This is a genomic window from Variovorax sp. PBS-H4, assembly GCF_901827205.1.
Classification (GTDB): Bacteria; Pseudomonadota; Gammaproteobacteria; order Burkholderiales; family Burkholderiaceae_C; genus Variovorax.
Window position 1 is genome coordinate 4231782 of the sequence record NZ_LR594675.1, and the last position, 12752, is coordinate 4244533.

Genomic DNA, 12752 nt, shown 5'->3' on the forward strand with positions numbered 1-12752 from the left:
GAACGCTGCGCCTAGCGCCGTCCCGCAGCCGCAGCCGCAGCCGTGCCACCGGAGCTTTGCATTGCACGGAAGAAGTCCGACGAGGGATCCAGGACCATCACGTCGCTCTTCTTGTTGAAGCTTTGCTTGTAGGCATCGAGGCTGCGGTAGAACTGCGCGAACTGCGGATCGCGCCCGAAGGCCTCGGCATAGGCCGACGCAGCGCGGGCATCGCCCTCGCCCTTGATCTTCTGGGCGTCGCGGTATGCATTGGCGACGATCACCTCGCGCTGACGGTCGGCGTCGGCGCGGATCTTCTCGCCTTCTGCGAAACCGGTGGATCGCAGCTCGTTGGCCACGCGCTTGCGCTCGGCCTCCATGCGGCGGTAGACGGACTCGGTGATCGCCTCGACATAGTCGACGCGCGTCACGCGCACATCGATGATGTCGATGCCCCAGGGCTTCGTGCCCTTCACCACCGCCAGCATTTCGCGCTGCACGTCGTTCATGAGCGCCTCCCGGCGCGTCGAGATCAACTCGCGCACGGTTCGCTTGTTGACGTTCTCCTGGAAGGCATTGCGCACCACGCGGTTGAGCTGCACGGCGCCTGCGTTTTCGTCGAGGCCGACGTTGCGGATGTATTCCGAGGGGTTGGTGATGCGCCAGCGCACGTACCAGTCGATCACCACGCGCTGCTTCTCGGCCGTGAGCATGGGCTCGGGATCGAGGCTGGACAAAGTGAGCAGGCGCTTGTCGATGTACGACACGTTCTGGAAGGGCGGCGGCAGCTTGAAGTTCAAGCCCGGCTCGGTGATCACTTCCTTGATCTGGCCCAGGGCATAGACCACGCCGAACTGGCGCTGGTCGACCACGAAAAGCGTGGAGCTCAGGAGGGCCAACGCCACCAGGACGGACGATACGATGAAGCCAAGTCTGTTCATGTTCTGTTGCTCCTCAGCGTACGTCGCGGTCGCGCGAGCGGCCGTCGCGTGCACGCGCGTCGTTGGGCGGGACGACGGGAATCACCGAGGACTGGGGCGGCGCAGTGCCGGCCACGTTCGGGTTGGCGCCGTCGGCGGGCGCGCCGGCTCCCGGCTGGCCGGACATCTGGATCAGCTTGTCGATCGGCAGGTAGAGCAGGTTCGAGCCCTGCTTGGAATCGACCAGCACCTTCGTCGTGTTACTGTAGATCTGCTGCATGGCGTCGGTGTACATGCGGTCGCGCGTGACCTGCGGCGCCCGCTGGTACTCGGCGAGCACCGAGCCGAAGCGCTGGGCATCGCCCTGCGCCTGCGCGACGATCCGCGCCTTGTAAGCCTCCGACTCTTCCTTGAGGCGCGAAGCGGTACCGGTGGCGCGCGGCACCACATCGTTGGCGTAGGCCTGCGCCTCGTTCTTGGTGCGCTCGCGTTCCTGGCCGGCCTTGAGCACATCGTCGAAGGCCGCTTGCACCTGTTCCGGCGGACGCAGCCCGCCCTGCTGCAGGTTGATGCCCACCACCTCGATGCCCACCTTGTAGCGGTCCAGGATGGTCTGCATCAACGCCCGCACGCGGGGGGCAATCTGGTCGCGTTCCTCGGCGAGCGCCGCATCCATCTTCATCTTGCCAACGACCTCGCGAACCGCGGTCTCGGCCACCTGCACCACGGTGTCGGTCGGCGTCTTGCTTTCATAGAGGTACGCGCGCGCGTCGCTCAGGCGGTACTGCACGGCAAACTTGATCTCGACGATGTTCTCGTCTTCGGTCAGCATGGCCGATTCGCGCAGGCCGGTCGAGCGCACGATCGAGTCGCGGCCGACGTCGATCGAGCGGATCTGCGTCACGATCACGATTTCGTGACGCTGGATCGGGTACGGCAGCCGCCAGTTGAAGCCGGCGCCCACGGTCGTCTTGTAGCGGCCGAACTGCGTGATCACGGCCTGCTGGCCTTCGTTGACGATGAAGAAGCCGGTGCCCAGCCAGATCAGTACGGCCACTGCCGCCACCAGGCCCAGGCCAACGCCGGCATTCTTCATGTCGGGCTTGAGGCCGTTGCCCCCATTGCCCCCGTTCGAACGGCCACCGTTGCCGCGCCCGCCGCCGAACAGGCCACCCAGCTTGCGGTTGAAGTCGCGCCAGAGCTCGTCGAGATCAGGCGGTCCCTGGTTGGGCCCCTGGCCGCGGGGACGGTTGTTGTTGCCGGAGGATCCGGAGTCGTCGTCGGGACGATTGGCATTGGGACGATCCCCATTCGAAGAGGGCTCGTCGCCGCGACCCCAACGGCCATCATTCAGGTTGAACATGTCCTGGAATCGTCTCCACACTGGCTTTGCATTCATTCGATCTCTTCTCTGGTCAGTGGGGCGATTGTGCCAATCCGCCGCCGGGGCCGTGCAATTCGGCGTCCGGCTCTGGGGTCATGGCCCCGTCTACCGAAAGCGCGCGCCGTCCAAGCTCGGCTCGGAGCGCCGCCACACCTTCTCCGGAATGAGCACTCAGGAAGAGGCGCGGCATCTGCACGCCGTCGACTTCGATCTCGTCGGCGAGCGACAGGGGGCGCTGCGTATCGTCGAGGGCGTCGAGCTTGTTGAAGACGAGGAGCTGCGGCACGCTGTCGGCGCCGATCTCCTTCAGCACCGACTGCACCTCGGCCATCTGCTCCGGGTGGTGCGGGTTGGAGGCATCCACCACGTGCAGCAGCAGATCGGCATCGACTGCCTCCTGCAGGGTGGCCTTGAAGGCATCGATCAGACCGTGCGGCAGCTCGCGGATGAAGCCAACCGTGTCCGAGATCGAGACTTTGCGCCGCGCATCGCCGAGATACAGATGCCGTGTGGTGGTGTCGAGCGTGGCGAACAGCTGGTCGGCTGCATAGGCGCGCGCCTTCACCAGCGCATTGAACAGCGAGGATTTGCCGGCATTGGTATAGCCGACCAGCGAGATGTTGAAGGTGTCGCGCCGCTCGCGCTGGCGCCGCTGGGTACTGCGCTGGCGCTGCACCTTGGCAAGCCGTTCACGGGTGCGCCGGATGGCGTCCCCGATCATGCGGCGGTCGAGCTCGATCTGGGTTTCGCCGGGGCCCCCGCGCGCACCGATGCCGCCGCGCTGGCGCTCCAGGTGAGACCAGCGCCGCACGAGGTGCGTGCTGAGGTATTGCAGCCGTGCCAGCTCGACCTGCAGCTTGCCTTCGTGGGAGCGCGCGCGCTGGGCGAAGATCTCGAGAATGAGGAAGGTCCGGTCGTACACCGCCACGCCGAGATGGCGCTCGAGGTTGCGTTGCTGCGCCGGGCTCAGCGCCTGGTCGAAGATCACCTCGCTGGCGCCGTGCAGTTCGGCCAGCTCGCGAATCTCGCTGGCCTTGCCGCTGCCCACGAACAGGGCTGCATCGGGGGCCTTGCGCTTGGCGACCAGGCGCGCGACTGGCGCAAGGCCCGCGGTTTGCGCAAGCAGTCCGAGTTCCTCGAGTTCGCCGTCGAAATGGGGCAGCCCGAAATCGACACCGACGAGGACGACGGCACCGTCTTTCCGGGAATTCAGTTCAGACAAGCGGAATCAAATGGGAAAAAGCGCGGCGGGCGAGCCGCCGTGCTCCGTGCACTCAGGCAGCGGCGTCGTCGTTCTCGGTTGCCGAGAAGTTGACCGCCCGACCCGGCACGATGGTAGAGATGGCATGCTTGTAGACCATCTGGGTCACCGTATTGCGAAGCAACACGACGTACTGATCGAAAGACTCGATCTGCCCTTGCAGCTTGATGCCGTTGACCAAATAAATGGAAACCGGCACGTGCTCTCGACGCAAGGTGTTCAGAAAGGGGTCTTGTAGAAGTTGCCCTTTATTGCTCACGATATTCTCCGTGTTCAAGAGTAGTTGTTGGACCGGCCACCTTAACACAGCACTTCCGCAGTGCAGCACGAAACCCTCGACGCCCCCCTAAAAAATACGGCACTCCGGGGCGGGAGGAACCTTCGGGGGGCGGCACCGTTCGCGATGCAGGGCCCCCGTCCCCAGGATGCGGCACAGGCTGCGCCCGCCGCGGGGCATTCAGCCCTCCTTGTCGGCGTAGGGATTGTGCGAAGTCTTGAACTCGATGCGCAATGGCGTGCCGACGAGGTCGAACTCCTTGCGGAAGCGCCCCTCCAGAAAGCGCCGATAGGCCTCGGTGACGTGCTCCAGCGAGTTGCCATGGATGACGATCACCGGCGGGTTCATGCCCCCCTGGTGTGCATAGCGCAGCTTGGGCCGGAACATGCCGGACTTCTTGGGGGTCTGGAACTGCACGGCCTCGAGCAGCAGGCGCGTGAGCACCGGCGTGGACATCTTGCGGGTGGCGGACTTGTGCGCCTGCGCGATGGCCTGCCATAGGGGGCCCAGCCCCTGGCGCCGTGTGGCCGAGATGAAGTGCAATGAGGCGAACTTCAGGAATGCCAGCCGGGTCTCGATCTGGCGCTGGATCTGCTCGCGCTGATAGCTGTCGACTGCGTCCCACTTGTTGATTGCAATCACCACCGCGCGGCCACTCTCCAGGATGTAGCCGGCGATGTGGGCATCCTGGTCGGTAACGCCTTCGGTGGCGTCGATCAGGAGCAGCACGACGTCTGCGGACTCGATGGCCTGCAGGGTCTTGACCACCGAGAACTTCTCGATCGCCTCGAACACCTTGCCCTTTCGCCTCAGGCCCGCGGTGTCGATGAGCTCGAAGCGCTGACCGTTGCGTTCGAAGGGCACGGAGATGGCGTCGCGCGTGGTGCCCGGCAGGTCGAAGGCGACCAGCCGCTCCTCGCCAAGCCAGGTGTTGATCAGGGTGGATTTGCCGGCGTTGGGCCGGCCCGCGACGGCCAGCTTGATCGGCTTGTTGACGTCTTCTTCCTCGTCCTCGTCGTCCGGTTCGGGCAGCGCCAGCGGGTCGAGCGCGAGCTCGACCAGGCCGCGGATGCCCTGCCCGTGCGCGGCCGAGACGCCGTGCACCTCGCCGAAGCCCAGCTCGTAGAACTCGGCGAGCCGCGCGTTGTCCTTCATGCCTTCGGCCTTGTTGGCGGCCAGCACGCACGGCTTGCCAAGGCGGCGCAGCTCGTTGGCGATGTCGTGGTCCTGCGCCGAGAGCCCCTCGCGCGCATCGACAACGAAGATCACCACGTCGGCCTCGGCCACCGCCTGTCGCGTCTGCTTGGCCATCTCCTTGAAGATGCCGCTGCCCGCGTCGGGCTCGAAGCCGCCGGTGTCGATGACGATGAACTCGTAGCGACCCTGGCGGCCGTTGCCGTAGTGGCGGTCCCGCGTGAGCCCGGCAAAGTCGGCAACGATGGCGTCGCGTGTCTGCGTCAGGCGGTTGAACAGCGTCGATTTGCCGACGTTGGGGCGCCCGACCAGTGCAATGACGGGTTTCATGATCGAGCGCTCGCGTTCTACGTTCTATTCAGGGCGGTAGCCGAAGACGCCGCCGTTGCGGGTGACGACCACGACCGTGTTGCCCGAGAGCACGGGTGCCGCCGCGATCGGCGAGCCATCGGGTGTGAGACGGTTGAGCAGCGCGCCGTCCTCGCGCGAGATCACATGCACGAGGCCCGTTGCGTCGCCGATGATGAGCGAGCGCCCGACCGCGAGCGGCGCAGTCAGCGTGCGGTACTTGAGACGCTCCATCTGCCAGGCGCGCTCGCCGTCGTTGCGACGCCAGGCCACCACGTTGCCGTTGTCCTCGGTGCCGTAGATGAAGCGGTCGTCGCCCGAAATGCCGTCTGCCCCGCTGGCCGGCTTGCTCCACAGCAAGGTGCCACGCGAGGTGTCGACGCAGCCGACGCTGGCGTAGTAGGCGCGCGCGCAGACGGAGTCGCCGAGCCGGCTCACGCTGCCGGTCAGATCGACCAGGCGCTCGACGTCGTTGGTGCCGCGCGGCGCGGCAACAGGCGCCTCCCAGCGTGAGGTGCCGTTGGCCGGGTTGATGCCGACCAGCCGGCCGCCAACACCGGTCACCAGCGTGTCGCCGACGGCGATCAGCACGCCCGGACGCTTCAGCACCAGGTTCTCGGCAGTGCGCTGCTGCGACCACAACCGGCGCCCGCTCTGGCCGTCCCAAGCGGTGGTGGTGCGATCCGCGCTCTGCACGAAGACGCGTCGGCCGGCCACCAGCGGAGCGGTGTACGACTGTGCCGGAAGCCGCTGCCGCCATAGCACCTTGCCGCCCTGGAGCGTGACGAGTTCATTGCCGGTGGTGATCACCGCGACCAGCGAACCGTCGCTGCCCACGCCGGCGCCCAGCGGGACGCCGACGCTGGCGCGCCAGGACTCCTGGCCGGAGCGGGCATCGATCATGGCCACCGTGCCGTCGCTGGAAGCCACAGTCACCATGTCGCCGCTCACGTCCGTCGTGAGCGGGAACTCCACCTTGGGAATTCGGATGCTCCAGGCCTGCCGCACGCCGAGCACAGCCGGATTGGGCGGCAGCTCGGCCGGCTTGGGCTTGGGCGTGCCCGAGCAGGCCGCGAGCGCGAAGACGACGAGCGCGCCGGCCGCGGTGCGCAGGAGTGAAGCGGGAAGCATCGAACGCTGGCTGAAATTCATGGTGTGTTCTTGGCGGAAGATGCGGTGCCGGCCGAAGCCAGGCTCTTGGGGTCGACGCCGACCGCGTTGAGCTTGATCTCGACCAATCGGCGGTACTCGTTGGCCGGATCGAAGGCGGACCAGGCCTTGCGGTATTCCGCCTTGGCCTCCTCGCGCTTGCCCTGGCTCATGTAGACGTCGCCCTTGCGATCGGCAGCGAGGGCTTCGAATTCCTTCGGCATGCCGCCCGAGAGCTGCTTGAGCGCCTCGTCATAGGCCTTGGTCTCGAGCAACTCGCCCGCCAGCCGCAGCCGGGCCACCGCCTGGTAGCCGGCATCGGTGCCGTGTTCTGCCACCCAGGCCAGCGCTGTGCGTGAGGCCTCGGCATTGCCCTTCTCGTACAGCACGCGCGCGGCCAGCAAACCGCCCTGCTGGGCGTAGGCCGTGCCCGCGAACTTGCTCTTCATGTCGGCGAGCGCGCGCTCGACCCGGGCCGTGTCGCCGGCCTGCGCGCCGCGCTCGAGCTCGTCATAGAGCGCCGAGGCGCGCGCCGCCTGCTCACGCTGCCAGTACTGCCAGCCAGTCCAGGCCAGGAAGGCGCCGGCCGCCAGCACCACGACCCAGGTGATCAGCGTGCCGTAGGTGTTCCAGAAATGCTTGAGCTGATCGAGCTGTTCCTGTTCTTCGAGGTCGAGATGGGTGGCCATGTGCTGTCAGTTCTTGGGAGCCGGGGATTGTAGGGTGGCGGCCCAGCCCGCCGGATCGGCCAGCGGGCGCGCCGTCTGGGCTCCCGTGCCGTCGCGCAGCGCCTTGACCGTGATCTCGCCGCGCGCCAGTTCGTCGGCGCCGAAGATCAGGGCGTAGGCCGCACCGCTGCTGTCGGCCTTCTTGAACTGCGACTTGAAGCTGCCCAGCCCGTCGGCAGTGGCGGCGTGCATCTGCACCCTCACGCCGGTTTCGCGCAGCTGCTGCAGCGTGCGCAGCGCGATCGGCATTGCGACGGCGTCAGGCACCACAGCATAGGCGTGCGGCGCTGGCGCGGGGACTGCGGTACCCTGCTCCTTCAGCAGCTCGAGCACGCGCTCCACCCCGATGGCCCAGCCGACCGCAGGCGCGGGCTTGCCGCCGAGCTGCTCGAACAAGCCGTCGTAGCGCCCGCCGGCGCACACCGTGCCCTGGGAACCGAGCCGGTCGGTCACGAACTCGAAGACGCTCAGGTTGTAGTAGTCGAGTCCACGCACCAGGCGTGGATTGACGGTATAGGCGATCTCGTTGGCGTCGAGGATGGCCTTCAGGCCGTCGAAGTGCGCCAGCGACTCGGCCCCCAGGAACTCGATCAGCTTGGGCGCCGCTTCCACCAGCGCCTTCATCGCCGGGTTCTTGGTGTCGAGGATGCGCAGTGGATTGGTGTGCAGGCGGCGCCTGGCGTCCTCGTCGAGCTGGTCGGCGTGCGCTTCGAAGTGCGCGATCAGTTGCGTGCGGTGCTGCGCGCGCTCGGCCGGCTGGCCGAGGCTGTTGATCTCGAGCCGCACGTCGGCCAGGCCGATGGCCTTCCACAAGGCGTTGGCCAGCAGGACCAGCTCGGCGTCGACATCGGGCCCGGCAAAGCCGAGGGCCTCTACATCGATCTGGTGGAACTGGCGAAAACGCCCGCGCTGTGGCTTCTCGCGCCGGAACATCGGGCCGATCGCCCACAAGCGCTTGCCGCCGTCGTAGAGCATGTTGTGCTCGATGGCCGCGCGCACGATACCGGCTGTGTTCTCGGGGCGCAGCGTCAGGTGGTCGTTGTCGCCGTACTTGTCCGAGCGGTCCTGGAAGGAGTACATCTCCTTCTCGACGATGTCCGTCACCTCGCCGATCCCGCGCACGAACAGCGCCGTGTGCTCCAGGATCGGCGTCCGGATATTGCGGTAGGCGAAGCGCGACATGAGCTCGCGCACCACGCCCTCCAGCCATTCCCAGCGCGCCGATTCCGGCGGCAAGGTGTCGTTCATGCCTTTGACGGCATTCAATTTGTCAGCCATGGGTTTGGACGCTCAGGCAGGTTGCGCAGCAGGCGCGCCGCCGAAGCGTTTCTCGACGTAGTTTTCGACCAGTTGATGGAACTCGGCGGCGATGTTCTCGCCGCGAAGCGTGAGCGCCTTCTCGCCATCGATGAAGACCGGCGCGGCTGGCGCCTCGCCGGTGCCGGGCAGGCTGATGCCGATGTCGGCATGCTTGCTTTCGCCGGGGCCGTTGACGATGCAGCCCATCACGGCGACCTTCATCGTCTCGACGCCCGGATACCTGGTGCGCCAGACCGGCATCTGCATGCGCAGGTAGTCGTCGATCTCCTTGGCCAGCACCTGGAAGGTGGTGCTGGTGGTGCGGCCGCAGCCGGGGCAGGCGGTGACGCTGGGCACGAACACGCGCAGCCCCAGGGCCTGGAGGATTTCGTTGGCGATCACTACCTCTTGCGTGCGTGATTCGCCGGGTTGCGGCGTCAGCGACACGCGGATCGTGTCTCCGATACCTTCCTGCAGCAGGATCGACAACGCGGCCGCCGAAGCGACAGTGCCCTTGGTGCCCATTCCCGCCTCGGTCAGGCCCAGGTGCAGTGCGTAGTTGCAGCGCTTCGCCAGCTCCCGATAGACCGAGATCAGGTCCTGCACGCCGCTCACCTTGCAGCTGAGGATGATCTGGCTGCCGTCCATGCCCATCGACTCGGCGAGCTGGGCCGAACCGATGGCCGAGCTCACCAGCGCCTCGTACATCACCTGTTTGGCATCCCAGGGTTCGGGACGGCGGCTGTTGACGTCCATGAGGCTCGCCAGCAGCTCCTGGTCGAGGCTGCCCCAGTTGACGCCGATGCGCACTGGCTTGTTCCAGCGCATCGCGGCATCGATCATCTGGCCGAACTGGCGGTCGCGCTTGTCGCCCTTGCCCACGTTGCCGGGATTGATGCGGTACTTGCTGAGTGCCTCCGCGCAGGCCGGGAAATCGGTCAGCAGGCGGTGGCCGTTGTAGTGGAAGTCGCCGATCAGCGGCACGTCGACCCCCATGCGGTCGAGTTGCTCGCGAATGTAGGGCACCTGTGCTGCGGCCTCGGGCGTGTTGACGGTGATGCGCACCATCTCCGAGCCGGCCTGCGCCAGTTCCTTGACCTGGATCGCGGTGCCGATCGCGTCCACGGTGTCCGTGTTGGTCATCGACTGCACCCTCACCGGCGCGTCCCCGCCCACGGTGACCGTGCGCGGGCCCCAGACGACGCTGGCCTGGCGCGAGCGGCGCGGGCGCGGCGAGGCCGCCTCGATGGGCAGGCAGCTTTGGGGACTCACCGTGTCATCGTTCATCATGGCTTCACCTCGAAACGGGCGACCCCGCCACCGCGCGTCAACGGCTTCAGGTCCAAGGCCTTGCCGCGCACCTGCACGTCCACCACCGCGGCGCGGCCGACGACCACCGAAAGCGGCAAGGTGCCGTTCAGCCCGACGGTCTCGCCGGCCTGCACCGTACGCCGCAGCAGGGACTTGCCGCCAGCGTCAGTGACCGTCACCCACGAGTCCTCGCGCGCGACGAAGACGATCAGATCCGTCGCATTGGCCGCGGACGGCGCGGAGGCCTGCGCTGCCGGGACCGCCCCAGCGGCGGGCATCGTGCCAGGATCCGCCGAACCAGCTGGAGCCATAGGCTGGACCGGGTCGGCGACCGTGCCCCCGGCCTGCGGCGCTGAAGGCGCTTGTGCTGATGACGCAGCCGGCTCGCTGCCGTCGGCCCGCCCGCCGAACTGCGAGAGCGCCTCGCCGACGCGGTCAAAAATGGATTGCGGCAGCCAGAACAGCACCGCCGCACCAACCAGCAGCAGCCCGACCACCGTCAGCAGCGGGCGCGACGGCAGGCCGCTTGAGCTCCTGCTGGCGCGCACCTGGGACGGGAGGGCCTTGCTCATGGTGCGATCGGCCTGCGCCAGACCCGCCGGCTGCGCGCCGGGCAGCTTTGCGAGCACCGGCGCAGGGTCGATGCGCAGGGCGCGGCAGACGCTGGCGGCGAGAGCACGCGCGAACACCGGATCGGGCAAGGCCTCGATATCGTCCGACTCCAGCGCGGCGAGTTTCTGCGGCGTTACCTTCAGCGCAGCGGCCACCATGTCGAGGTGCAGGCCGTGCGCCTCGCGCGCGTGGCGCAGCATGTCGCCGGCCGACATGTGCGTGTGGTCGCCAGTGACCAGGGGTACCGCAGCCGAGGCCCCGAATTCGCTCGCCTTCTCAATCATTGAAGTTTCCGCGCTCATAGGCCACGGCCTCGCGCGATTGGGGGAAACGCCGCTGCAGCTGTCCGGCAAGCTGGGTGGCCGCATCGCGGTTGTTGAGGCGGCGTTCGATCTTGATGCCCAGCCACAGCGTCTCGGCGCTGGCCGCCGGGCCGTTGTTGATGCGGCGGATGTAGAACTGCGCGCGCGACCAGTCCTCGCGCTGCGCGAGCAGCGAAGCGAGGTTGTAGCCGATCACCGGGTTGCCGGCATCGAGCTCGTAGGCCTGCATCAGACTGCGCTCGGCCTCGGGGCGCTGGCCGGCGCGCAGTTGGCACACGCCCTGCGTCATCAGCGTCTTCGCGCGATCTCCATACGTGGAGATGGCAAGCGCCGCCGCGAACTGCTGCTGCGCGTCGGCGAAGCGGTTCTGCTGGCAGAGCAGCCAGCCGTAGTTGTGCAGCGTGTTGGGCTCTCGCGGGTTCAGTGCGATCGCGCGGCGAAAGCTGTCCTCGGCCAGGCCAGCATCGTCCAGGCGCATGTAGACCAGCCCGCGCAGGTTGTAGGCGTCGGCAAAGTTGGGATCCGCCGCCAGCGCCTGCTTGATCTCGTCCAGCGCGACCGTGGGCTGCCCCTGCTCGAAATAGCCGATGGCCAGTTCAAGGCGCAGACGCGCACGCTTGCGGGCATTGCCTTCATCCGAATCGGTGACGATCCCGCCCGCGTTGCCGGCCGTGCTCGGGACGCTGACGTCCTTGGTGGCGCAGCCGGCAAGAAGGAACGCCGCCACAAGGCTGACGAGCGCTTGCGTCATCCGCTGCCGCGCGGTCGAAGAGGCCTTGATCATTGCTTCGTTGCTCCGAAGGTCTGTTGGCATGTGAATCAACGCCGCGCCGGGTGCAACACCACGGTGCGCCGCTGCGCCATGCGCTCGGCGGCGTTGGTCCGGTCCTTCACGTCTCCGGCCAGCTGGCCGCAGGCCGCGTCGATGTCGTCGCCGCGAGTCTTGCGCACCGTGGTTACGAGGCCGGCTTCGCTCAGAAGCCGGGCGAAGGCGAGCACGCGCGGCTGCGGCGAGCGCAGCAGCCCGGAGGCCGGGAAGGGATTGAAAGGGATCAGGTTGAATTTGCAGGAGACGCCCTGCGAGCGCACCAGCTCGACCAGTTGCCGCGCATGCTCGGGCTGATCGTTCACGCCGTCGAGCATGCAGTACTCGAAGGTGATGAAGTCGCGCGGTGCATGCGCCAGGTAGCGCTGGCACGCCTCCAGCAGTTCGGCCAGCGGATATTTGCGGTTGAGCGGCACCAGGTCGTTGCGCAATGCATCGTTGGGCGCATGCAGCGACACCGCCAGCGCCACTGGGCAATCGGTTCCCAGCCGGTCCATCATGGGGACCACGCCGGAGGTCGAGACCGTCACCCGGCGGCGCGACAGCCCGTAGGCGTTGTCGTCCAGCATGGTGCGCAAGGCCGGCACCAGGGCGGCGTAGTTCTGCAGCGGCTCGCCCATGCCCATCATCACGACGTTGGAGATGACGCGCCCTTCCTGGTCATGGCTGCGTTTCAGATGCTTGCGCAGGAAGTGCTCGGCAAACCACAGCTGGGCCACGATTTCGCCGCTGCTCAGGTTGCGGCTGAATCCCTGGTGGCCGGTGGAGCAGAACCGGCAGCCCACCGCGCAGCCGGCCTGGGACGACACGCACAGCGTGCCGCGGTCGTCCTCGGGGATGAACACGGCCTCGACCGCGTTGCCGTCACCGACATCGAACAGCCACTTGATGGTGCCGTCGGCTGATTCCTGCTGGGTGATGACAGGCAACGCCTCGATGTGCGCGCTGCCCGCCAGCTTCTCGCGCAGCGACTTGGCGAGATCGGTCATCTGGGCGAAGTTGCTGGCACCGCGCTGGTGAATCCAGCGGAACAGCTGCGTGGCGCGGAAACGCTTCTCGCCGAGCCTTTCGCAGAACGCGGCCAGCCCCTCGAGATCGAAGTCGAGCAGGTTGGCCGTGGTCATTGCGCGGACGGAGGCTC

Annotated in this window: 12 protein-coding genes; all 12 read right to left on the bottom strand. The window is 67.1% G+C overall.

The window, feature by feature from the left end; all coding sequences use genetic code 11:
* Positions 1–11: 11 nt before the first annotated feature.
* Positions 12–920 (bottom strand): protease modulator HflC, encoded by a 909-nt coding sequence (gene hflC / locus E5CHR_RS20095; protein ID WP_162581478.1) that lies wholly within the window; start codon positions 918–920, stop codon positions 12–14.
* Positions 921–933: 13 nt separating this feature from the next.
* Positions 934–2262, bottom strand: a complete 1329-nt coding sequence (gene hflK / locus E5CHR_RS20100) for an FtsH protease activity modulator HflK (protein ID WP_162583812.1) — start codon at positions 2260–2262, stop codon at positions 934–936.
* A gap of 52 nt (positions 2263–2314) precedes the next feature.
* Complete coding sequence (gene hflX / locus E5CHR_RS20105) at positions 2315–3505, bottom strand: GTPase HflX (protein WP_162581479.1); 1191 nt, start codon at positions 3503–3505, stop codon at positions 2315–2317.
* Between the two features lie 52 nt (positions 3506–3557).
* The gene (gene hfq / locus E5CHR_RS20110; RefSeq protein WP_093201554.1) at positions 3558–3803 is read right to left on the bottom strand and encodes an RNA chaperone Hfq; all 246 of its coding nucleotides are present in this window, start codon (positions 3801–3803) and stop codon (positions 3558–3560) included.
* Positions 3804–4001: 198 nt separating this feature from the next.
* Positions 4002–5345: a ribosome biogenesis GTPase Der gene (der, locus tag E5CHR_RS20115; RefSeq protein WP_162581480.1), complete on the bottom strand. Its 1344-nt coding sequence runs from the start codon at positions 5343–5345 to the stop codon at positions 4002–4004.
* A gap of 24 nt (positions 5346–5369) precedes the next feature.
* Entirely contained in the window at positions 5370–6515 is a 1146-nt protein-coding gene (bamB, locus tag E5CHR_RS20120; protein ID WP_162581481.1) for an outer membrane protein assembly factor BamB, read from the bottom strand.
* Positions 6512–7201: a YfgM family protein gene (locus tag E5CHR_RS20125; protein WP_162581482.1), complete on the bottom strand. Its 690-nt coding sequence runs from the start codon at positions 7199–7201 to the stop codon at positions 6512–6514. The genes bamB and E5CHR_RS20125 overlap by 4 nt, the downstream gene beginning before the upstream one ends.
* A gap of 6 nt (positions 7202–7207) precedes the next feature.
* Positions 7208–8518, bottom strand: coding sequence for a histidine--tRNA ligase (hisS, locus tag E5CHR_RS20130; protein ID WP_162581483.1), 1311 nt, complete (start codon positions 8516–8518; stop codon positions 7208–7210).
* A 12-nt stretch (positions 8519–8530) separates the two neighbouring features.
* Positions 8531–9826 carry a flavodoxin-dependent (E)-4-hydroxy-3-methylbut-2-enyl-diphosphate synthase gene (gene ispG / locus E5CHR_RS20135; RefSeq protein ID WP_162583813.1) on the bottom strand — a complete coding sequence of 432 codons (1296 nt, stop codon included), beginning with the start codon at positions 9824–9826 and terminating at the stop codon, positions 8531–8533.
* Positions 9826–10746: a helix-turn-helix domain-containing protein gene (locus E5CHR_RS20140; RefSeq protein ID WP_162581484.1), complete on the bottom strand. Its 921-nt coding sequence runs from the start codon at positions 10744–10746 to the stop codon at positions 9826–9828. The genes ispG and E5CHR_RS20140 overlap by 1 nt, the downstream gene beginning before the upstream one ends.
* Entirely contained in the window at positions 10739–11569 is an 831-nt protein-coding gene (gene pilW / locus E5CHR_RS20145; protein ID WP_162581485.1) for a type IV pilus biogenesis/stability protein PilW, read from the bottom strand. Before pilW ends, E5CHR_RS20140 begins: the two co-directional genes overlap by 8 nt.
* A 35-nt stretch (positions 11570–11604) precedes the next feature.
* On the bottom strand, positions 11605–12735 hold the full coding sequence (gene rlmN / locus E5CHR_RS20150) for a 23S rRNA (adenine(2503)-C(2))-methyltransferase RlmN (RefSeq protein ID WP_162581486.1): 1131 nt from the start codon (positions 12733–12735) through the stop codon (positions 11605–11607).
* Positions 12736–12752 lie beyond the last annotated feature (17 nt).